The sequence below is a fragment of the Gordonia sp. B8661-1 genome, assembly GCF_059427765.1.
In genome coordinates, this window is sequence record NZ_JCAHRL010000001.1 from 815,930 (window position 1) to 836,107 (window position 20,178).

General features: G+C 67.1%; 21 protein-coding genes. 10 read left to right on the forward strand and 11 right to left on the reverse strand.

Translation table 11 applies throughout. The annotated features are described in order from the left end of the window. Positions 1 to 4: 4 nt before the first annotated feature. Together AC4JJG_RS03845 and AC4JJG_RS03850 are read right to left on the reverse strand one after the other, a co-directional pair. Positions 5 to 484 (reverse strand): anthrone oxygenase family protein, encoded by a 480-nt coding sequence (locus AC4JJG_RS03845; protein WP_495398851.1) that lies wholly within the window; start codon positions 482 to 484, stop codon positions 5 to 7. Continuing rightward, complete coding sequence (locus AC4JJG_RS03850) at positions 481 to 1,341, reverse strand: NAD(P)H-binding protein (protein ID WP_495398850.1); 861 nt, start codon at positions 1,339 to 1,341, stop codon at positions 481 to 483. Before AC4JJG_RS03850 ends, AC4JJG_RS03845 begins: the two co-directional genes overlap by 4 nt. 105 nt (positions 1,342 to 1,446) lie before the next feature. Between AC4JJG_RS03850 and AC4JJG_RS03855 the strand changes: the two genes are divergently transcribed. The 3 genes from AC4JJG_RS03855 to AC4JJG_RS03865 all read left to right on the forward strand — a co-directional run bounded on the left by AC4JJG_RS03855 (position 1,447) and on the right by AC4JJG_RS03865 (position 5,156). After that, positions 1,447 to 2,406, forward strand: a complete 960-nt coding sequence (locus tag AC4JJG_RS03855) for a cupin domain-containing protein (RefSeq protein ID WP_495398849.1) — start codon at positions 1,447 to 1,449, stop codon at positions 2,404 to 2,406. A gap of 46 nt (positions 2,407 to 2,452) precedes the next feature. After that, the gene (locus tag AC4JJG_RS03860; RefSeq protein WP_495398848.1) at positions 2,453 to 3,769 is read left to right on the forward strand and encodes a hypothetical protein; all 1,317 of its coding nucleotides are present in this window, start codon (positions 2,453 to 2,455) and stop codon (positions 3,767 to 3,769) included. A gap of 634 nt (positions 3,770 to 4,403) precedes the next feature. Next, positions 4,404 to 5,156 (forward strand): lytic transglycosylase domain-containing protein, encoded by a 753-nt coding sequence (locus tag AC4JJG_RS03865; protein WP_495399602.1) that lies wholly within the window; start codon positions 4,404 to 4,406, stop codon positions 5,154 to 5,156. A gap of 12 nt (positions 5,157 to 5,168) precedes the next feature. Here AC4JJG_RS03865 and AC4JJG_RS03870 read toward each other — a convergent pair whose 3' ends face one another. The 4 genes from AC4JJG_RS03870 to AC4JJG_RS03885 form a co-directional block, all read right to left on the reverse strand. After that, positions 5,169 to 6,467, reverse strand: coding sequence for a M18 family aminopeptidase (locus AC4JJG_RS03870; protein WP_495398847.1), 1,299 nt, complete (start codon positions 6,465 to 6,467; stop codon positions 5,169 to 5,171). 75 nt (positions 6,468 to 6,542) lie between these two features. After that, on the reverse strand, positions 6,543 to 7,223 hold the full coding sequence (gene purQ / locus AC4JJG_RS03875) for a phosphoribosylformylglycinamidine synthase subunit PurQ (protein WP_495398846.1): 681 nt from the start codon (positions 7,221 to 7,223) through the stop codon (positions 6,543 to 6,545). Between the two features lie 8 nt (positions 7,224 to 7,231). Next, positions 7,232 to 7,471 carry a phosphoribosylformylglycinamidine synthase subunit PurS gene (gene purS, locus AC4JJG_RS03880; RefSeq protein ID WP_495398845.1) on the reverse strand — a complete coding sequence of 80 codons (240 nt, stop codon included), beginning with the start codon at positions 7,469 to 7,471 and terminating at the stop codon, positions 7,232 to 7,234. Between the two features lie 255 nt (positions 7,472 to 7,726). Next, positions 7,727 to 8,206, reverse strand: coding sequence for a glutathione peroxidase (locus AC4JJG_RS03885; protein ID WP_495398844.1), 480 nt, complete (start codon positions 8,204 to 8,206; stop codon positions 7,727 to 7,729). Positions 8,207 to 8,318: 112 nt separating this feature from the next. Here AC4JJG_RS03885 and AC4JJG_RS03890 point away from each other — a divergent pair, with 112 nt between their 5' ends. Together AC4JJG_RS03890 and AC4JJG_RS03895 are read left to right on the forward strand one after the other, a co-directional pair. Further along, positions 8,319 to 8,897 (forward strand): MarR family winged helix-turn-helix transcriptional regulator, encoded by a 579-nt coding sequence (locus AC4JJG_RS03890; protein ID WP_495398843.1) that lies wholly within the window; start codon positions 8,319 to 8,321, stop codon positions 8,895 to 8,897. Next, positions 8,894 to 10,438: a DHA2 family efflux MFS transporter permease subunit gene (locus tag AC4JJG_RS03895; RefSeq protein ID WP_495398842.1), complete on the forward strand. Its 1,545-nt coding sequence runs from the start codon at positions 8,894 to 8,896 to the stop codon at positions 10,436 to 10,438. The genes AC4JJG_RS03890 and AC4JJG_RS03895 overlap by 4 nt, the downstream gene beginning before the upstream one ends. Positions 10,439 to 10,552: 114 nt before the next feature. Here the strand turns inward: AC4JJG_RS03895 and AC4JJG_RS03900 are convergent, their stop codons facing one another. The 5 genes from AC4JJG_RS03900 to AC4JJG_RS03920 all read right to left on the reverse strand — a co-directional run bounded on the left by AC4JJG_RS03900 (position 10,553) and on the right by AC4JJG_RS03920 (position 16,254). Next, positions 10,553 to 12,724, reverse strand: coding sequence for a S9 family peptidase (locus tag AC4JJG_RS03900; protein WP_495398841.1), 2,172 nt, complete (start codon positions 12,722 to 12,724; stop codon positions 10,553 to 10,555). Continuing rightward, positions 12,724 to 13,638 carry a phosphoribosylaminoimidazolesuccinocarboxamide synthase gene (locus AC4JJG_RS03905; protein WP_495398840.1) on the reverse strand — a complete coding sequence of 305 codons (915 nt, stop codon included), beginning with the start codon at positions 13,636 to 13,638 and terminating at the stop codon, positions 12,724 to 12,726. Before AC4JJG_RS03905 ends, AC4JJG_RS03900 begins: the two co-directional genes overlap by 1 nt. 35 nt (positions 13,639 to 13,673) lie before the next feature. Further along, positions 13,674 to 15,113 (reverse strand): adenylosuccinate lyase, encoded by a 1,440-nt coding sequence (gene purB, locus AC4JJG_RS03910; RefSeq protein WP_495398839.1) that lies wholly within the window; start codon positions 15,111 to 15,113, stop codon positions 13,674 to 13,676. 33 nt (positions 15,114 to 15,146) lie between these two features. Beyond that, entirely contained in the window at positions 15,147 to 15,524 is a 378-nt protein-coding gene (locus AC4JJG_RS03915; protein WP_495398838.1) for a hypothetical protein, read from the reverse strand. A gap of 106 nt (positions 15,525 to 15,630) precedes the next feature. Beyond that, complete coding sequence (locus tag AC4JJG_RS03920) at positions 15,631 to 16,254, reverse strand: TetR/AcrR family transcriptional regulator (protein ID WP_495398837.1); 624 nt, start codon at positions 16,252 to 16,254, stop codon at positions 15,631 to 15,633. A gap of 201 nt (positions 16,255 to 16,455) precedes the next feature. Between AC4JJG_RS03920 and AC4JJG_RS03925 the strand changes: the two genes are divergently transcribed. From AC4JJG_RS03925 to AC4JJG_RS03945, 5 genes are read left to right on the forward strand one after another with little or no spacing between them, the layout of a single operon-like run. After that, positions 16,456 to 18,630, forward strand: a complete 2,175-nt coding sequence (locus AC4JJG_RS03925) for an MMPL family transporter (protein WP_495398836.1) — start codon at positions 16,456 to 16,458, stop codon at positions 18,628 to 18,630. Positions 18,631 to 18,690: 60 nt separating this feature from the next. Further along, entirely contained in the window at positions 18,691 to 18,960 is a 270-nt protein-coding gene (locus tag AC4JJG_RS03930) for a metal-sensitive transcriptional regulator (protein WP_495398835.1), read from the forward strand. Positions 18,961 to 18,982: 22 nt separating this feature from the next. Further along, positions 18,983 to 19,387 (forward strand): DUF302 domain-containing protein, encoded by a 405-nt coding sequence (locus AC4JJG_RS03935; RefSeq protein ID WP_495398834.1) that lies wholly within the window; start codon positions 18,983 to 18,985, stop codon positions 19,385 to 19,387. Further along, positions 19,387 to 20,010 (forward strand): mycothiol-dependent nitroreductase Rv2466c family protein, encoded by a 624-nt coding sequence (locus tag AC4JJG_RS03940; protein ID WP_495398833.1) that lies wholly within the window; start codon positions 19,387 to 19,389, stop codon positions 20,008 to 20,010. The genes AC4JJG_RS03935 and AC4JJG_RS03940 overlap by 1 nt, the downstream gene beginning before the upstream one ends. Before the next feature lies 1 nt (position 20,011). Then, positions 20,012 to 20,167 carry a DUF8730 family Cys-rich protein gene (locus tag AC4JJG_RS03945; RefSeq protein WP_495398832.1) on the forward strand — a complete coding sequence of 52 codons (156 nt, stop codon included), beginning with the start codon at positions 20,012 to 20,014 and terminating at the stop codon, positions 20,165 to 20,167. Positions 20,168 to 20,178: the final 11 nt, after the last annotated feature.

Below are 20,178 nucleotides of genomic sequence, written 5' to 3' on the forward strand. Positions count from 1 at the left end.
ACGGTCAGCCCCGGTGGTGCACGACGCCGACGACCAGCACCGCGAAGGAAGCGGCGTGCACCACCGCACGGGCGATGTTCGCGCGCGCCCACGGTCCGGCGAAGTCCGACCAGGCGCGTTCGGCCGCGGTACCGGTGACCGCACCGGCCTCGTCGAGGGCGTTGTTGAGCGGGATGTTGATCCCGATGGTGATGAGTGTGCCGATCAGACACAACACCAGCGCACCCACCACCCACCAGCGCAGCGGCCCCGACCAGCAGAGCGCGGCCGTGATCGCACCGACGACCAGCCCGCCCGCGAAGATCAGGAGGAAGAACGGGTTCTGGATGGCGACGTTGATCCGTTGCATGGCAACGACTCCCACTGCCGCATCTGCCCGGCGTAGACCGGGCAAGACCGAGTAGGCGAAGGCCGCGTACAGCCCCGCATGCAGTCCGAAGATCACGATGGTGGCGGTCAGCATCACCTCGCGCACGCCGCTCATCGACGCACCGTGCCCAGTTCGCGGCGGATCACGTCGGCGAAATCCGTTGCCGGACGGCCGAGTACACGCTCGATGTCACCGGAGACACTGGCATTCCGACCGTCGAAGAGCGTGGCGAACAATTCGTGCACGATGGCCGCGTCCGCGTCCGGCACCCCCAGTTCACGCACGATCTCGCGGTAGTCGTCGGCCGTGACGCGCCGGAAAGCCACCGGACGTCCCCGTGCCGCACCGACCTCGTCCGCCGCGCCGGCGAAGGTCAGCAATCGCGGGCCGGTCAGTGAATAGGTCTGCCCCGCATGGGGGTTCATTCCCTCGTCGACGTCCGTCAGTGCGGCGACCGCCACGTCGGCGATGTCATCGGCGTCGACGAAGGGCTCCCCGACGTCACCGACCGGCATGGTGAGCGTGTCCAGTTCGGCGATCTCGGAGACGAACGCGCCCTCGGTGAAGTTCTGCGTGAACCAGGCACACGACAGGGCGGTCGAGTCCAGCGGGCTCCGGTGCACGATCTGCTCGGCGACCTGCGCCTCGGCCTCTCCACGGCCGGACAGCAGGACGAGCCGCCGCACGCCGGCATCGACGGCGATGCGGGTGAACTCCATGATGTCCGCACCCGAGCCCGGGGCGATCAGATCCGGTTGATAGGTGACGTAGACCGCGTCGGCGCCGGCCAGCGCGGCGGGCCAGGTGGCCCGGTCGGTCCAGTCGAATCGGATATCCGTACTCCGGCTGACGGCCCGGACATCGTGGTTGCGCCTGCGGAGACGGTCCGCGACGCGGCGCCCGGTTTTCCCGGTCGCACCGACGATCACGATCGGTGCGGTGCTGCGGTGCTGCTCTTCGTTGATGGTCATACACCTGAGTTCACACCATCGAGGTGAGACGATCCATGGCCCTCGCGCTCGAATTCATGCGTCATCGTCTCGCGGTGCGGCTCCGGAGCAGTTAGGATCACCGCCATGGACGCCCTCGGAAGCCTGCTCGACGGCCCTCGTGCCCGCAGCCCGTTCATGCTGCGGATGGTGATGTCCGGCTCCTGGTCGGTGCACGTCACCGACACCGCGCCGCTGACCGTCGTCGCCACCATCCGGGGATCGGCCACGCTGCGCTATGACGACGGCACCGCGTACCGGCTGACGCCGGGCGCCGTCGCACTCGTCCGCGGCACGCATCCGTACACCGTCGGCCATCCGGAGGCCGCGGAGTGGACCGCGTGGGTCGACGAGAACGGCGACTGCTTCGACCCGACCGGCACGCGCCCCGTGGCGACGGAGATGTCGGTGGGCGTGCGGTCCTGGGGCAACTGCGCCGACGACACCACCGCCGACGCCGTCATCCTCGTCGGCACCTACGCGGCCGGGCAGGTCAACCGCCCACTTCTCGACGCGGTCGACCGCTGCACCGTCGTGGAACTGTCCGATCACCCACTCGTCGCCCTGCTGGACGAGGAGATCGTCCGCGACGCCCCCGCGCAGGAGGTCGTACTGGGGCGTCTGCTCGATCTACTCCTCATCACCGGACTCCGGCGGCACATGGAATCGCCGGGCTCGCCGGAGGCGGCGTGGTACCGGGCACACACCGACCCCGTGGTCGGAGGCGCACTTCGGCTGCTGCACAACAACATCGAGCATCCGTGGACGATCGCCGGCCTCGCCGCCGAAGTGGGTGTCTCTCGAGCGGTTCTGGCCCGGCGGTTCACCGAATCGGTCGGCGAGCCACCCATGACCTATCTGACCTCGTGGCGCCTGTCGGTGGCCGGTGACCTGCTCACCGACACCGATGAGCCACTCGGGACGATCGCGCGCCGCGTCGGATACGGGAGCGCCTTCGCCTTCAGTTCGGCGTTCAAACGCCACCGGGGTGTGAGCCCCACGCAGTTCCGGCGAGAACCCGAAGGTCGACGCGCCACGGCCGGTTGACCGCCACGTCATCTCGCCAACCGACGGACGTGTTTGACTGTTGTCCATGTCAGTCCGTCCGTCGCTCACCGCAGTCGCGCGACGTCTCCCGTTCCGCATCGGTATCGGCACTGTCGTCGGGGTACTCGTGGTCGCCATGGTCGCCGTCGTCGGGGTGATCCTGTCCATGGGCGGGTCCACGTCCACCACCGATTACACGGCGGGTCAGCTGCGCGGTTACGACCGCGAACCCGAGGTCGCGTGGACCCAGTCCAGCGACACCCTGCCCGGCTACGGCACCGACGACGGCATCGAGATCGCGGACACACTCCGGGATCGCTGGCTGCTCTCGTACCGCTCGGGGCTCGGCCGCGCCTTCCTGCTCGTGGACCGCGCGACGGGGGAACCGCGCTGGCAGCAGCCGGTGGTCGTCGGGCTCGGCGACTGCGCCATCGCAGCGACCGGCCAGATCGGCTGCGCCATCAAACTCGGCGGCGTGCCGGACGGCTTCTATCTCATCGATGAGTCGGGGACACCGCACTCCCGGACCGCTCTCGACGACACGAAACAGGTCGTCGCGGTGGGGCCGAACTTCCTGCGCATCGACCAGGTGGGCTATGGCGTCAGCATGTACGACGCGGACGGCAGACGACTGTGGACCAGGACCTTCGCCGCCGCGGCGAAGGCCTCGGTGACGCCGGAGGGCATCCTGATCATCCGCACCTCGGACGGCGCCGAATTCGTCGTCGATTCGACGGACGGCGAGGACCGGATCACCTGCACACAGTGTCGGATCACCGCGTTCCCCACCGGGATAACGGTGCAGCACAACGAATTCGAGAAGGAGCGGGTGGATCTGTACGGAATACCCGACGGCGAGGTGAGCCGCAGGCCGAGTGCGCGTGTCCCCGGACTGCAGGTGCTGCCCGGTCCTTCGCGGCTTCCGGTACTCACCGGTGTCGGCGACAGCGAGATCCAGCAGGTCCAGGGGCGCTACGAGATTCGCGACCCGGCACTCACCCGGGCGCTCTGGCAGATCACCGATCCCGAACTCTCCAAGTCGAATACGCGCCCCTGCGGAGATCAGGTGGCATTCGCACTCAAAGACCGCTCACGGGTGATCCACCGCCTTTCCGACGGCGCGAAACTCGGCAGCCTGCCGGTCCCGTCCCTCGACGACCCCGACGCGAACATCGATCAGCTCGCCTGCGTCGGCGCCACAGGTGACCGCCTGATCTTTGCCAACCGCAACCAGATCACCGCCTTCGACGTGTCGGCCGGAGAAATCGCGTGGTCGCGTCCGACGCTCGGCACCACCGAGTCGGTCGACGGTTACATCGTGGTGCACGAGGGCACCTCCCTCTCGGTTCTCCAGCCGAACTAGCGACCGCACGGGCCGCATTCGACACCGTCGACACGCGCTCATAATGTGGCGCAGCTCATAGTCGCCGCCGACGATCCGGCTGACCTGGACACCTGATGCCGCCGATTAAGGAAGCTCTCAGTTTCAGTCACGGGACGGTAACGGAAAGCGTAAGAAATAGGGTACGGTCGACCGCGGTCACGGGCGCGGTACGCCTGCCGGCCATATGCGAAATCAGCTGGGACATACGAGACGCACGAGGTCGTACGGATTCATGGGCAAACACTCGGCTCCGAGCCACTGGCCGGTCGGAACCACCCTGGCACCACGCCCCTCGCAGGACCCTGACCTGCAGATCACCACCGAGTTCGATGTACAGGAACTCCGCTGGGCCGAGCACGTCACCGACTGCCCGACCGAAGTCCTGACCCCTGTCGAGTATGTCGCCGACGCTTATGACGATGCAGAATTCACCAACGACGATAATGCATTCAGCAAATGTGCGGTGGATGATAATCATCTCGTCGTCAAAGACTTTGGTATAGCGGATCTCGATGATGACGACGACATTCCCGGAATGGATTCGGAAAGGGCCGCACAGTCCATTGATGCCGGACCCGTCGCCCGGGTACGCAGGTCCCGGAAACCACTCGTGATGGCGACGGTGCCGCTCGGCGTCCTCGCCGCCGCGGCCGCGACCGTCACCGTCGGCCAGACCCCGGACCAGCCCACCGCACGCAGCGCCGCCCACGATTCACCGACCGCCCCCGGCGCCGATGTCCGTCCGGTCGCCGCCACCGCGGGCGCCCCGGGAGCCGCGGCGGGAGCGCGCACCGCACCGGCCGCCGGCACCCACGCGGCCGCCGACATCCTTCCGGCGTTCCCGGCCAGCGTGACGTCCGGCGAGGTACCGAAGCAGGCGTTCGCGGCGTATCACCGTGCGGCGGAGACACTCTCGAAGACCACTCCGGGCTGCGGCATGACCTGGAACACCGTCGCGGGTATCGGCCGGGTCGAGTCCCACCACGCCGACAACGGCAACATCAACCCGCGTACCGGCCAACTGCTCACACCGATCTACGGGCCCACGCTCAACGGGACACTGGCGGGCAACGAGGTCATCACCGACACCGACGGCGGCAGGCTCGACGGGGACGCCGCGCATGACCGCGCCGTCGGACCCATGCAGTTCCTTCCCTCGACCTGGGAGAAGTACGGTGCCGACGGGAACGGCGACGGCACGGCCGACCCACAAAACATCTACGACGCCGCACTCACCACCGCGAAGTACCTCTGTGACGGCAACCTTGATATGCGCAAGCCCGCCGATCAGGTCCGCGCGATCCTGCGATACAACAACTCGATGACCTACGTCGACAACGTGCTCGGTTTCGCCCGCGGCTACTGAGGCGTCCGCGGCTCAGGCCGCGTCGTTCAGGAACGCCTGCAGCGCAGCGGAATACATCGGAACGTCGGCGGCGCCCATCAGCTCCCGTGCGCTGTGCATGGCCAGCTGTGGCGCGCCGACATCGATGGTCCGTAACCCCGTACGGGCCGCGGTGATGGGACCGATGGTGGAGCCGCACGGCAGGTCCGCGCGATGGGTGTACCGCTGCATCGGGACACCCGCGGCAGCACAGGCGATCGCGAATTCCGCCTCCCCCACGGCATCCGACGCGTAGCGCAGATTCTGATTCACCTTCAGCACCGGACCGCCGTCGATGGCGATCTGGTGTGAGGGCTCGTGCCGTTCGGGATAATTGGGATGCGTGGCATGCGCCATGTCGCCGGACAGGCAGATACTGCCCGCCATCGCCTGCAGGTAGTCGGCGCGAGAACCACCGCGCGACAACACGATCCGCTCACAGATCGTCGCCAGGAGATCGGAGGCGGCACCGCGCTCCGAGCCGCTGCCCACCTCCTCGTGGTCGAAGAGGGCGAGCATCCGGGTGTGTGGCCGCGCGTCGCCGTTCGCCGAACCGTCCAGCAATGCGCGCAGTCCCGCGTAGCAGGTGCCCTGGTTGTCGAGCCGGGGTGCGCTGAGCAAGGTCTCGCCGGGGCCGATCAGCCGGCTCGGCGTCACGTCGTGGGTCATCAGTTCCCACCCGAGCAACGCATCGGGATCGATGGCGGCATACCCGGCGACCCAGCGCAGGATGTCCGGTGCGTCACCACTGGCCGACCAGATCGCGTCGAGGTGCCGTTGCGGGTCGGGCGCCACGCCCTTGCGGTCCTCGGAGAGGTGAATGGCCAACTGCGGCACGCGGAGTATCGGCTCGGTGACGTGGACGAGCACGTGCTCGACTCCGGCCGCGCCGCGGTAGGCGAGCCGGCCGGACAGTCCCAGATCGCGGTCCAGCCAGGAGTTCAGCCACGCGCCGCCGTAGGGCTCGAGAGCGACCATGTCGACGCCGGCGGAGACGCGCGCGGGCGCCTGCTTGAGCCGGAGGTTGGGGCTGTCGGTGTGGCCGCCGACGATCCGGAAGGTGCCGGCCGACCCCGAGTCCCACGCCACCAGCGAACCACCACGGATGACGTAGTGACGTCCGGCGGCAACCGGCCAGTCCCGGTCCTCGTGCAGCCGGGTGTATCCGGCAGCCTCCAATTCGGCTGCGACCGTTGCACATACGTGGAACGGCGACGGCGCGGCGTCGATGAACTCCCCCAGGCCGGCGGCCGTGGCCGTCGTCGGAATCGTCGTGCCCGTACCCACAGTCATGCCACCTCTCCGGCTCTCACCGGCCATATCCGGTCAGTCACAGCAGAATCGGAACCCATTCCGCATCCCGTCGGGTCAGACGGAGGCCAGTACGGAGTCGATGACGGAGTAGAACAGGCCCAGACCGTCGTCACTCGGCCCGGTGAGCGGCTCGGTGGCATGTTCGGGATGCGGCATCAGTCCGACCACGCGCCCGTCGGCACTCGCCACACCCGCGATGTCGAGCGCCGAGCCGTTCGGGTTGCCACCGGAGTAGGTGAACACGATCCGGCCCTCACCCTCGAGTTCCTCGAGTTTGCGCTGCGGTGCGACGTAGCGTCCCTCACCGGACTTCAGCGGGATGAGGATCTCGGCGCCGCGCTCGAAACGGGTCGTCCACGCCGTCGTGTTCGATTCGACCTTCAGCCACTCGTCGCGGCAGATGAAGTGCAGACCCTCGTTACGGGTGAGCGCCCCGGGCAGCAGACCGGCCTCGCAGAGCACCTGAAAACCGTTGCAGATCCCCAGAACCGGCATGCCCTTGGCCGCGGCCTCCACGACCGAGCCCATCACCGGGGCGAAACGCGCGATGGCACCCGCCCGCAGATAGTCACCGTAGGAGAACCCACCCGGGACGATGATCGCGTCGACACCCTTGAGGTCGGCGTCGCCGTGCCACAGTTCAACCGGCTCGGCACCGGCGAGCCGGACGGCACGCACCGCGTCGACGTCGTCGAGCGTGCCGGGGAAGGTGATGACACCGATACGTGCTGTCATATCGAGCCTCAGTCCGTGATGCGGGTGACGTTGAAGTTCTCGATCACCGTGTTGGTGAGGAGTTCCTCGGCGATGCGCTCGAGGGTGACGTCGTCGACCGAGTCGTCGACCTCCAACTCGAATCGCTTGCCCTGCCGGACGTCGGAGACCCCGGCGAATCCCAGTCGGTCCAGAGCCCCGACGATCGCCTGGCCCTGCGGGTCGAGGATCTCGGCCTTGGGCATCACGTCGACCACCACTCGCGCCATCGGCTGCTGCTCCGTTCTCACTGGTCGCTGTACAGCGAACACCTTACCGGCGACGGTTCGGCCGTCGCCGGTCGAGTGGGTCGGTCGCGGTCCGGTTGGTCTCGATACGGCGACTCGCTGCGCTCGTGGCCTACTCGACCAGCCAGGGCTCCTGCCGGTCGACCAGCGGCGAGCGAGAACGTCTCGCTGGTCGAGTAGCGGCGAGCGAGCGCAGCGAGCCCGCCGCGTATCGAGACCAACCGGACCGGAGCCGCGCTACAGGAGAGCCTCGATGGCCTCGACGACCTCGGGTGCCGTCGGTTCGGTGCGCGGACGGATGCGCTTGACGACCACGCCGTCGGCATCGACCAGGAACTTCTCGAAGTTCCACTGCACGTCGCCCGCCTCTCCGTCGGCGTCGGCGGTCTTCGTCAGTTCGGCGTACAGCGGATGACGGTCGTCGCCGTTCACATCGGCCTTCTCCAGGAGCGGGAAGGTCACGCCGTAGTTCGTCGAACAGAAGGTGGCGATCTCCTCGGCGGTTCCGGGTTCCTGCCCCATGAACTGATTGCACGGCATGCCGATGACGGTGAGTCCGCGGTCGCCGTAGGTCGTCGCGAGTTCTTCGAGGCCGGTGTACTGCGGGGTGAGACCGCATTTGCTGGCCACGTTGACGATCAGCAGCGGGCCCGAGAAGTCCGCGAGATTCAGCGCAGTGCCGTCGAGTCCGGTCACGGGAATGTCCTTGATGCTCATATCCAGAAACTACCCAACCCCGTGACACCCGTCACGGGCTGCCGGAAAGGGTGCTCGATCTCACCGTTACTTGCGCTCAAGAAATAGTTGCGTCGTCGCTACTATTGCCGACGTGCATCCTTCCGAATCGTCCTCTCCCACCGGTCCGTCTCGTGCGGCCACCGGTTCGGTCGAGACGGCAAGCCAGGTGCTCACCGGTTTCCTCGACCGCTTCGCCGCGTGCGGCAAATCGCATGCGATGGATCTCCTCGCGGCAACCGATCTGACGTTCTCCCAACTCAAGGTGCTCTTCACCCTCGGTTCACACACCGACTCGCCCTGCGCCATGCCGGTCAACGAGATCGCCGACCACGTCAACCTGTCGTTCGCCGCGACCGGTCGCACCGTCGACAAACTCGTCGGTGCCGGACTGGTCGACCGGCGGGAGGACGCCACCGATCGGCGCGTGAAGCGCGTATCGCTCACCGCCGACGGACGTCGCATCGTCGACGAACAGCTCACCTTCAAGGACGGACTGATCAACGCATTCGTCTCGGGACTTCCCGACGAACTCCGTAGCCGGTTGTCCGAGGCGCTACAGCCGATCGTCGATTCCGACGTCGACTACTTCGCGTTGCTCGAGGACTCCGGAGCATCCGGCATCACCCCGCACGACTCTGCCCCCGACCACTCACAGAAAGTCACCGCATGACATCCTCGTCAGCTCCGGCGGACGCCCCCAAGGCGGAACCGGATACCAAACTCGACCGGCACGTCCTGATGGTCGCCGGCGTGGTCGTGCTCGGCGCGATCATGTCGATCCTCGACGTGACCGTCGTCGCCGTGGCGCAGAACACCTTCATCAGCGAGTTCAAGACCGACGCCGCGGGCGCGGCCTGGACGGCCACCGGCTACACACTGGCGCTGGCCGCGGTGATTCCGATCTCCAGTTGGGCCGCAGCACGTTTCGGCACCAAGCGGGTCTACCTGACGTCGCTGGTGCTGTTCGTCATCGGCTCCGCGCTGTGCGCGATGGCCGCCAACATCGGCATGCTCGTGCTGTTCCGCGTCATCCAGGGTCTCGGCGGCGGTCTGCTGATGCCCATCGGCATGATGATCCTCACCAAGGCGGCGGGCCCCGAGCGCGTCGGTTCGGTGATGGCCGTGCTCGGTATCCCGATGCTGCTCGGGCCCATCGGTGGCCCGATCCTCGGCGGCTGGCTGATCGAGGTCGCCTCCTGGCACTGGGTCTTCCTGATCAACATCCCGATCGGCATCCTGGCCTTCGTCTACGCGTCGATCGTGCTGCGCAACGACGAGGAGACCACCCGCCCGTCCATCGACGTCGTCGGACTGCTGTTGCTGTCCCCCGGTCTGGCACTGTTCCTCTACGGTGTCTCGTCGAGCGCCGAGCACCGCACCTTCATGAACAAGGGCGTGCTGATCCCCGCCGCCATCGGTTTGATCCTGGTGGGCGGATTCATCTGGCACGCACTGCGTTCCGAGAAGCCGCTGCTCGACCTGCGCCTGTTCAAGAACAAGACGATGACGGTCTCGGTGCTCACCATGACCTTCTTCATGATCGCGTTCTTCGGTGCGTCGCTGCTCTATCCGCAGTACTTCATCGGCGTGCGCGGCGAGTCGACCCTCACCGCGGGTCTGCTTCTGGCACCGCAGGGCCTGGGTGCGATGCTCACGATGCCGATCGCCGGCCGCCTGACCGACAAGATCGGCCCCGGCAAGTTCGTCCTCGGCGGCATCGTGCTGATCTTCTTCGGCCTGGGTGTGTTCACCTTCATGGGAGCCGACACCTCCTACTGGATTCTGTGCGGCGCACTCTTCGTCCAGGGTCTGGGCATGGGTATGACGATGATGCCGATCATGTCCGCCGCACTCGCCACCCTGACCAGCAAGAAGGTGCCGGACGGCTCCACCCTGCTGAACGTGGTGCAGCAGTCCGCGTCGTCGATCGGTACCGCGATCATCTCGGTGATCCTGGCAACCCTGCTCGCCAACCGTCCGCAGGGCGCGATGGCGATCGTGTCCAACACGGCGCCGGAACAGCTCCCGCCGGGCGCTCAGGTCATGCCGTCCTTCTTCGATCAGGCGGCCGAGGCGTTCAGCCTCACCTTCATCGTGTCCGTGGTCCTCGTCGGGATCACTCTCATCCCGGCGTTCTTCCTGCCGCGCAAGAAGATCGAGTCCGGACTCGTCGAGGAGGACATGGATCGCGCACCCGTCGTGATGCACTGATCCGCTGATACAACAAGCGTCGGCCCGAGTCCGCTGGACTCGGGCCGACGCTTGTATTCGGGGCAGAGGTTGCGCTTCGACGCGGTAGGCGCGTCAAAGCGCAACATCTGTTCGTCAGGAGTCGAGGGACCCCGTCTGCTGGATGATCCAGGCCAGTTCGAAGGCGACTTCCTCCCACTGCTTGTACCGGCCGGTCACCCCGCCGTGCCCGGCGGCCATCTCCGTCTTGAGCAGCACCTGATTACCCGAGGTGCTCAGTTCCTGAAGCCGGGCAACCCATTTGGCGGCCTCGGTGAACAACACGCGGGTGTCGTTCAGGGAGGTCTGCGCCAGGATCGGCGGGTACGGCTGTGCCGTGACATTCTCGTACGGCGAGTAGGTCCGCATATAGGCGTAGACCTCGGGATCGTGCAGCGGATCGCCCCACTCATCCCATTCGGTCACCGTCAACGGCAGTGACGGATCGAGGATCGAGGTCAGCGCGTCGACGAACGGCACCGATGCGAGGATGCCGTGGAACAGTTCCGGCGCGAGGTTGGCGACCGCACCCATCAGGAGGCCGCCGGCCGAACCGCCTTCGGCCACCATGTGTTCGGCGTCCGTCCAGCCGGTGTCGATGAGGTACTTCGCGGCGTCGACGAAGTCGGTGAAGGTGTTCTTCTTGGTCAGCGTCTTGCCGTTGTCGTACCAGTGCCGACCCAGTTCACCGCCGCCACGGACATGAGCGATCACGAAGACCACGCCACGGTCGAGCATCGACAGTCTCGACACCGAGAACGCCGGATCGATGCTGGCCTCGTACGATCCGTAGCCGTACAGCAGCAACGGCGCCGGTCCCGTGCTGTCACTCGGCCCGCTCGCTTTGCGCCGCACGATGGACAGCGGGATCCGGGTGCCGTCGGCCGCGGTCGCCCACTCACGCGACTGCTCGTAGTCGGCCGCGTCGTAGCCACCGAGGACCGGCTGCCGTTTCAGCAGGGTCCGCTCACCGGTCCCGACGTCGAGATCGAGCAGCTCGGCGGGCTCGATGAAACTCGTGTACCCGATGCGCAGTCGCGGCGTGGTCCATTCCGGATTGGCGCCCAGGCCAACGGAATACAGCTCCTGGTCGAAGGTCACCTCGTCGAAGTCGGACTCCGCGGGGATGCCCTCGACGCGACGTAGGTCCGCGATGGCCATCTTGGGCAGGGCATCTTCGCGATACGACAGCACGAGATAGTCGCGGAACGCATCGAGGTCCTCGATACGGCGCGCGGGATCGTGGACGAACAACGGCCTGCGGGCCGCCAGGTCGTCGACGGGCGCGATGTCGACGGCGAAGTTCTCCGCCTTCACCCCGTCCCGAACGTCGTTGTGCACCACGACGAAATAGTCCTCGCCGTCGATCACGGCATGCTCGACGCCGTATTCCACGCCGTCGACACGTGGTGCGACACTGTGGAACTCCCCTGTCGGGTCGTCAGCGGCGAGGATGTACACCTCGGAGGTGACCTTCGAGTTCGAGCCGATCATCAGATACTTGTCGCTCCGAGTGGAACCCATGCCCACCCAGTAGCGTTCGTCCTCCTCGTGGAAGACCCGAACGTCCTCGGTGCCGGCGCCGATGTCGTGACGCCACACGGTATCCGGGCGCCACGCATCGTCGACGGTCAGATAGAAGACGTGACGCGCATCCGCCGACCACATCGCGCCGCCGGCCGTGTCGGGGATCTGCTCGTCGAGCAGCTCACCGGTGCGAAGGTTCTTGAACCGCAAGGTGTACCGCTCGTCGCCGACCACATCGGTGCTGTAGGCGAGCCAGTCGCCGTCGTCACTCACGCTCAGCGCGCCGATGCTGAAGAAGTCGTGTCCCTCGGCCTCGACGTTGGCGTCGAAGATCACCTCTTCACCGGGCAGCGGCGAGGATTCGCTCACCTGCGGCGGATCCCAGTCGTCGTCACCGGAAATCGGCGCCCGGCAACGGATTCCGTACTGCTTACCGGCCTCGGTGCGACCGTAGTACCAGTACCGGCCGCGGCGCGACGGCACCGACATGTCGGTTTCCTGCGTGCGGCTCTTGATCTCGCCGAAGATCTGCTGCCGGAGGCCGGCGAGCTGCGCCGTCGACGCCTCGGTCACCGCGTTGTGCGCCTCCAGGAAGGCGATCACCTCGGGATCGTCCTTGTCGCGCAACCACTCGTAATCGTCGACGAACGTGTCGCCGTGATGTGTGCGTTCCGTGGGCGCCTTCTTGGCCACCGGCGGTGTCGCCACCGCTGCCGGGTTCTTCTGAGCGTCGTCGCCCATCACTGTCCCCCATCCTTGTCGCCCGACGGCCGATCGGGCCACTCGTCGAACGACTTCTGCGTAATCAGTTCGTACGCTTCGATATAACGGTCGCGGGTCTTCTCGACGACGGCGGCCGGCAACGGCGGCGGCGGAACGTCGCCGGCACGATCCCAGCCGGAATCCGGTCCGGTCAGCCAGTTCCGCACGATCTGCTTGTCGAAGCTGGGTTGCACCTCACCCGGACGGTAACTCGCGACCTCCCAGTAGCGCGACGAGTCCGGGGTCAGCACCTCGTCGGCCAGGACCAGTCCGCCGCCTGCGTCGAGACCGAATTCGAACTTGGTGTCCGCCAAGATGATTCCTCGTTCGGCCGCCAGCTCGGAGGCCCGCCCGTAGATGTCCAGGGTGGCGTCGCGCAGACGCGTCGCCAACTCCGATCCCACCTCCCCGACGACCCGTTCGAAGCTGATGTTCTCGTCGTGGTCGCCCTGCGCGGCCTTGGTCGCGGGGGTGAAGATCGGTTCGGGCAGACGACTGGCCTCCTCGAGGCCCGCGGGCAGCTCGACACCGCACACCGATCCGGTGGACCGGTAGTCGAGAAGCCCGGAGCCGGTCAGGTAACCACGGGCGACGCACTCCACCTGCACCATCGGCAGTTTCGAGACCACCATTGCGCGACCGAGCACCTCGGCCGGGATCCGCTCGTCCTCGGGACCGCCGGCCAGATGATTCGGCACACCGAGCACGTCGAACCAGAAGAAGCTCATCGCGGTGAGGATGCGCCCCTTGTCCGGTATGGCCGTGTCCAGGATGTGATCGAAGGCGGAGATCCGGTCCGACGTGACCAGGAGCAGGGTGTCGTCGTCGATCTCATAGATCTCCCGCACCTTTCCCGACGCGAGATGGGTATAGGACGAAAGTTCCGGACGCATGCACACGACCCTAGAGGTACCCGGGTCCGCGCCGCTCAGAGGATGGGTGCCGGTGTGTAGGACGCCGCCTCCGGGTAGCGCGCGACGATCTCCTCGGCCGCCGCGATCACATCGGCGACCTGCTGCTCGGCCGCGCCGACGAAGGCCCCCTTGTCGGCGAGCAGTTCGTCGAGCTGGGCGCGGTCCAGCGGGATCCGGTCGTCGGCGGCGAGCCGATCCAGCAGGTCGGGCTCGCGTCCCTCCTCACGCATGGCCAGGGCGACCGCGACGGCGTTCTCCTTGATGGCCTCGTGGGCGGCCTCGCGGCCCACGCCCGCGCGCACCGAGGCCATCAGCACCTTGGTGGTCGCCAGGAACGGCAGGTAGCGGTCGAGTTCGTTGGCGATGACCGCGGGATACGCGCCGAATTCGGCGAGCACGGTCAGGAAGGTCTCCATCAGTCCGTCGATGGCGAAGAACGCGTCCGGCAGCGCCACGCGACGCACGACCGAACAGAACACGTCGCCCTCGTTCCACTGGGCACCGGCGAGTTCGGCGGCCATCGAACCGTATCCGCGGAGGATGACCTGCAGCCCGTTGACGCGTTCACAGCTGCGCGTGTTCATCTTGTGCGGCATCGCCGAACTGCCCACCTGACCGGGCTGGAAACCCTCGGTGACCAGTTCGTGCCCGGCCATCAGCCGGATCGTGTGGGCCAGCGACGACGGCGCGGCCGCGGTCTGCACCAGCGCGGATACGACATCGTGATCGAGGGACCGGGGATAGATCTGGCCGACCGAGATGAACGAGCGGGCGAACCCCAGATGTGTCGCGACCCGCGCCTCGAGCTGTGCGAGCTTCTCGGCATCCCCGCCGAGCAGATCGAGCATGTCCTGGCTCGTGCCCATCGGTCCCTTGATCCCGCGCAGCGGGTACCGGTCGACGAGTTCTTCGAGCCGCGTCAGCGCGATCATCAGTTCGTCGGCGGCCGAGGCGAATCGCTTCCCCAGCGTCGTCGCCTGGGCCGCCACGTTGTGGCTGCGGCCCGCCATGACCACCGACGAGTACTGGGCGGCGCGCTCGATGATCCGGGCGAGCACCGCGACCCCGTGCGCGTGAACGTGCTGCAGTGATCGCAGGATCTGCAACTGCTCGACGTTCTCGGTGAGATCCCGGCTGGTCATGCCCTTGTGGATCTGCTCGTGGCCGGCGAGTGCGTTGAACTCCTCGATACGCGCCTTCACGTCGTGGCGGGTGACGCGCTCCCGCTCGGCGATGGAGTCCAGGTCGATCTGATCGACCACGCGCTCGTAGTCGGCGATCGCATCCTCGGGCACCTCGATGCCCAGATCACGCTGCGCCCGCAGCACCGCGATCCACAAGCGGCGTTCGAGTTCGATCTTCGCGCGCGGCGACCAGATCTGCGCGAGATCGGCCGAGGCGTAGCGACCGGCGAGGACATTGCTGATGGCGGGCTTGCTGACGGGATCTGACACGAGGGCCAGTCTAATCGGCCCGGTTCACCGCCCTCACAGGGCGAAGCACAGGCCTCCGCTGCCGTACCCCTGATGCACCCGCACCAGCGCGAGCGGTGAGGTCTTGCCGTTCTGCCGGGCATAGATCCAGCGGTTGCCGGTCGTGCGCGGCGTCCAGGTCGTCGCGGCCGACGCGCCCTGCGGGTAGGCCGCACCGATGAACTCCTCGCGATGACCACGACGCTTCTGCCAGAACGTGACCCGGCCCGACGAGTTGACGAACACCGTCATCGGATAGGTGCAGCCGGAGCCGTACACGACGGACGATAGCCGCGCTCCCGGATCCACCTTGGCGGCCGGCGCCGATGACGCGGGTGCGGCCAGCACGGTCGTCACCGCGACCGCGCTCGCCCCGAGTGCCGCCGAGACCATCGCACCCCGACGCCCGGTAGTCGCCGATGTCCCCCGATTCCGTGCCTGTCTACGCATCGATTCCCCCCGTGTCGTATCCGTTCATCTCGTATGAGTATGTCATCGATCACCGGCCCCGGTCCCGATTCGGCCCCTCATCCGCACGGGGTGCGAGTACGTCGATGACCTCGTGGAGTGCGTTGCGCGCCGCATCGTACGGTGCGGCGCCGCTGGTGCCGATGGCGCCGACCAGAGCGCCGTCCTCCACATCGATGAGCCGTTCGATATGCATCGGTTCGGCTTTGCGGCCGGATTTGACGAGCACCTCGGAATGCATGGCGGACAACCGGATCCGATGGCCGGACACGACCTCGCGGATCCGGGGATACCGCGCCGCGAGGGCCATCATCTCGTAGCGTGCGGACAACTCGGGAACCGATGCGTCCAGGCCGACGAAAACCTCGGCGAGCACCTCCGCGGTCGCCTGCCCGCCTCTCCTGCGACGGGACAGCGACTCACATCGCGCGGCCATCAGTTCTTCCTCGGACCGGCATACATAGCCCGCGGCCTCGGCCATCAGCTCCTCGAGGGAACCGAAGTAGTAAGTCGTCGACGCGAGAGGCAGTTTCGCGCGTTCGGCGACGGCGCGGTGCCGCACCGCATCAAATCCCCCGTCCAGCAGAAGCTCGCCGGCGGCCTCGATGAGTCGGGACCGCCGCCGGAGCCCCTTCGGGGTAGCCGCCGAAGTCATGGGGTCATGCTGCCAAAGGCGCGGGGCCGGGATTATTGCTTTGGCGAAAGCAATCCGTTTCCCATTCCGGCGCGGCCGGGTTCGGTCATCCGAATGACACCGCGCCTCGGTGATCGCACCTTGCTCGATTGATACCCCCTAGGGTATGTTCGGCCGCGACCCTAGATACCCCTAGGGGTATAAACCGACGACGGAAGAGCGATGAGCGACACCGACACCTCCCCCGCAACGGATTCATTGGCGACCGACTCGGCGGACTCCACCGGCAACCCCGGACGCCTGGCACGTCTGGGCGCGTGGACCGCCGACCACCGGCGCTGGGTCTTCGGACTCTGGCTCCTGGCGATCATCGGACTCGGTTCCGCGGCACCCACGGTGTTCGGCAGCCTGGCCGGGGCGGGCTGGCAGGCGAACGGCTCGGAGTCGGTCGCCGTGCGCGAACTGGCGGATAAGCATTTCGGCGGCAATTCATCGGCCGCGGTCCAGGTGGTGATCCACTCGGCCAGCCGTCAGGTCGACGATCCCGAGGTGCAGCGCACCATCGCCGAGGTGTCCACCCTGCTCGCCGCCGACGATCGGTTCGGGGAGGTGATCCCACCCCAGCCGAATGCGACCATCAGCCCGGACGGCCACACCGGCATCCTCATCGCCGGAGCCAACGCCGACACCGATGCCATGGTCAAAGCCGTCGACGAGCACAAGGATGCACTGACAGGGCTGTCCGGCAACGACATTCGCGTCCTCCCGACCGGCGCATCCGCATTGTGGAGTGACTTCAACAAGGCCAATCACGACGCGATGATCAAGGCGGAGATGTTCTCCTGGCCGGTCACCCTCGCGATCATGGTCGTCGCGTTCGGATCGCTCGTCGCCGCCGGACTGCCCCTGATGCTCACCATCGCCGGCCTCGTCGCGTCGGCGGGCGGACTCGTGCTGCTGAACTCGGTGACACCGATCTCGGTGTGGGCCATGAACTTCGCGATGATGTTCGCTCTCGCCCTCGGCATCGACTACGCCCTTTTCATGGTGTCGCGGTTCCGTGCGGCGATCGCCGCACACGGCGATGCACGGGCCGCCGTGATGGAGACGATGGACACCGCGGGCAAGGCGGTCGTGCTGTCGGGACTGACCGTGCTCGTGAGTTTGTCTGCGGTACTGCTGGTTCCGGCTCCGGCGGTGCGAACGATGGCGGTGGGCATCATGGTCGCGGTGGCGGTCGTACTGCTGGCCACGGTGACACTGCTACCGGCGACGCTCTCGAAGCTGGGCACCAGGGTCAACGCCGGCGCACTGCCGTTCGCACGCAAGAACGCCACCCGGCACACCTCCCCCGCGTTCGAGAAGTGGGGCGCCACACTGCATCGCCATCCGTGGCCGTTCGCCATCGGCGCGGGTGCGCTGCTGATCCTGCTGGCACTGCCCGTCATCGGGATCAAGGTCGCGATGCCGTCGATCTCCGTGGTCCCCGAGGACGCTCCGGTCCGACAGGGCTACGAACTGGTCCAGCGCCAATTCGGGGAGGGCGCACCGGGAATGTTGCAGATCGTCGCCCCCGCCGATCAGGCCGCCGAGGCGGCACGTATCGCGGGTGAGCGTCCCGGTATTGCCGCGGTGATGCCCGCCCAGTCGGCGGCCGACGGCTCGGGTTACGCCCTGCTGCAGGCGATTCCGGCGGTCGACCCGTCGTCGGAGGAACTCCGGGGCATCGTCGCGGACCTCCGCGCGCAGTTACCCGGCGACGCACTCGTCGGCGGCGCACCGGCGGAGAACCTCGACCTGCAGCAGGCCCTCAACGACTGGTTCCCGGTGGTCGTCGCCGTCATCCTGACGCTCGGCTTCCTGCTGCTGCTCGTCGCGCTGCGGGCGCCGGTCATCGCACTGTTCGGCACGCTGGTCAGCCTGCTGTCGACCGCGGCGGCGTTCGGGGTGGCGCGGCTGATCTTCCAGGACGGGCACGGTTCCGGACTGCTCGGTTTCACGCCGCAGGGTTTCCTCGACGGCTGGGGGCCGGTGTTCTTCTTCGCCATGATCTTCGCGATCGCCATGGACTACACCGTCTTCCTGCTGGCGACCGCCAAGGAGCACTACGAGAAGACCGGCGATCCGCATCGCGCCATGATCGACGGACTGGCCCATTCCGGGCGGGTGATCTTCGCGGCCGCCGCGGTGATGGTCGCCGTATTCTTCACCTTCGCTCTGGCGCAACCGCTTCCGCCGAAGGAGATGGGCATCATCCTGGGCGTGGCCGTGCTGCTCGATGCCACCCTGGTCCGCCTGGTGCTGCTCCCGGTACTGCTTCGCATCACCGGCCACGGCGCCTGGTGGAGTCCGGCCTGGTTGCGCCGTGTACTGCCGGAGATCTCCTTCCGGCACTGATCCGACATACCCCAAGGGGTATACAATGGAGGCATTATCCGGTCCACCGAAGGAAGAACCATGGTCGGCGACGAAGAATCCATCACGGTCGTACTCAACCGGCTCCGCCGCGCACACGGGCAGCTCGCCGGAGTCATCTCGATGATCGAACAGGGCCGCGACTGCAAGGACGTGGTCACCCAGCTCGCCGCGGTGTCCCGTGCCCTCGACCGGGCCGGCTTCAAGATCGTCGCGACCGGTCTCCGTGAATGCCTGACCGGCGACGATGCCGACAATCGTGAACCCATGACCGAGGAGCAGCTCGAAAAGCTCTTCCTCGCGCTCGCATAACCCCGAAAGGAAGGAAGAAGCCATGACACTCGGCCTCACCACCACCCTGAACACCACTTTCGACGACGCCGTCGCACGCACGCGGGATGCGCTGTCCGAACAGGGATTCGGGGTGCTCACCGAGATCGATGTCCAGGCCACCCTGAAGAAGAAGCTGGACGAGGACATGGAGAAGTTCCTGATCCTCGGCGCCTGCAATCCGGCTCTCGCACACCGGGCACTCGGCGTCGACCGGCAGATCGGCCTGCTGCTGCCGTGCAACGTGGTCGTGCGCGACGACACCGCCAACCCCGGCACCGTCATCGTCGAAGCCATGAACCCGGACATCATGGTGCAGGTCGCCGACGCTCCGGGACTGCCCGAGGTGGCCGCTGACGCGGCAACCAAACTGCGTGCGGCGATCGACGCGTTGTCGGCAGGTGCCTGATGACCGCATCCGGTCCACGGGTCACGGTGTTCGTCGACCCGGCCTGTCCCTTCGCCTGGGCCACCAGCCGATGGCTGACCGGGATCGCGGACCGTCGGGGTATCGCCGTCACCTGGCGCCAGATGAGTCTCGCGACGCTCAACGAGGGTCAGGAGATGTCCGGTACACATGCCGAGCGGATGCTCACCTCGCGACGGGCGGGACGACTGCTGGCGAGCGCCGGTGAGGCGGCCTTCGCCGACCTGTACCGCGCGCTCGGCCGCCGGTTGCACACCGACGGCCGGCCGCTCACCGACGACCTGGCCGTCGAGGCGCTCACCGAATGCGGACTCGATGCCGGACTGCACACGGCCATGGACGACGACAGTCATGATGACGACGTCGCCGAGGCCCACGCGCTCAGTCAGGAGACGCTCGGAGGTTCGGGCGGCAGCCCGATCACGGTGATCGGCGAGCGCGCGTTCTTCGGCCCGGTGCTGACCGGGATTCCGGACGCCGAGGAGGCCGACCGCCTGTTCGACGGACTGTCCGCGCTCGCCACGACGCCGGCCTTCGCGCAGATGGAACGGCCGCGGACCGGACCGCCGAACCTCACCGAAACCGACCTGGCCGGGGTGGCGTGACATGTGCCATGCGACTCGCTGCCGTCACTGCGGCAAGACGACCTGGTCGGGTTGCGGACGCCACGTCGCCGCGGTGAAGGCGTCCGTGCCGGCCGCCCGGTGGTGTGCCGGTCACCCGGATGCACCGCGGCGCGGGATCTTCGGCCGGCGCCGATAGGCGTCCGCCGA

Coding starts and splice junctions, on each gene's coding strand:
- AC4JJG_RS03845 (WP_495398851.1), bottom strand. CDS start 484: ATGAGCGGCGTGCGCGAGGTGATGCTGACCGCCACCATCGTGATCTTC.
- AC4JJG_RS03850 (WP_495398850.1), bottom strand. CDS start 1,341: ATGACCATCAACGAAGAGCAGCACCGCAGCACCGCACCGATCGTGATC.
- AC4JJG_RS03855 (WP_495398849.1), top strand. CDS start 1,447: ATGGACGCCCTCGGAAGCCTGCTCGACGGCCCTCGTGCCCGCAGCCCG.
- AC4JJG_RS03860 (WP_495398848.1), top strand. CDS start 2,453: ATGTCAGTCCGTCCGTCGCTCACCGCAGTCGCGCGACGTCTCCCGTTC.
- AC4JJG_RS03865 (WP_495399602.1), top strand. CDS start 4,404: ATGGCGACGGTGCCGCTCGGCGTCCTCGCCGCCGCGGCCGCGACCGTC.
- AC4JJG_RS03870 (WP_495398847.1), bottom strand. CDS start 6,467: ATGACTGTGGGTACGGGCACGACGATTCCGACGACGGCCACGGCCGCC.
- purQ (WP_495398846.1), bottom strand. CDS start 7,223: ATGACAGCACGTATCGGTGTCATCACCTTCCCCGGCACGCTCGACGAC.
- purS (WP_495398845.1), bottom strand. CDS start 7,471: ATGGCGCGAGTGGTGGTCGACGTGATGCCCAAGGCCGAGATCCTCGAC.
- AC4JJG_RS03885 (WP_495398844.1), bottom strand. CDS start 8,206: ATGAGCATCAAGGACATTCCCGTGACCGGACTCGACGGCACTGCGCTG.
- AC4JJG_RS03895 (WP_495398842.1), top strand. CDS start 8,894: ATGACATCCTCGTCAGCTCCGGCGGACGCCCCCAAGGCGGAACCGGAT.
- AC4JJG_RS03900 (WP_495398841.1), bottom strand. CDS start 12,724: ATGGGCGACGACGCTCAGAAGAACCCGGCAGCGGTGGCGACACCGCCG.
- AC4JJG_RS03905 (WP_495398840.1), bottom strand. CDS start 13,638: ATGCGTCCGGAACTTTCGTCCTATACCCATCTCGCGTCGGGAAAGGTG.
- AC4JJG_RS03915 (WP_495398838.1), bottom strand. CDS start 15,524: ATGGTCTCGGCGGCACTCGGGGCGAGCGCGGTCGCGGTGACGACCGTG.
- AC4JJG_RS03920 (WP_495398837.1), bottom strand. CDS start 16,254: ATGACTTCGGCGGCTACCCCGAAGGGGCTCCGGCGGCGGTCCCGACTC.
- AC4JJG_RS03925 (WP_495398836.1), top strand. CDS start 16,456: ATGAGCGACACCGACACCTCCCCCGCAACGGATTCATTGGCGACCGAC.
- AC4JJG_RS03930 (WP_495398835.1), top strand. CDS start 18,691: ATGGTCGGCGACGAAGAATCCATCACGGTCGTACTCAACCGGCTCCGC.
- AC4JJG_RS03935 (WP_495398834.1), top strand. CDS start 18,983: ATGACACTCGGCCTCACCACCACCCTGAACACCACTTTCGACGACGCC.
- AC4JJG_RS03940 (WP_495398833.1), top strand. CDS start 19,387: ATGACCGCATCCGGTCCACGGGTCACGGTGTTCGTCGACCCGGCCTGT.
- AC4JJG_RS03945 (WP_495398832.1), top strand. CDS start 20,012: ATGTGCCATGCGACTCGCTGCCGTCACTGCGGCAAGACGACCTGGTCG.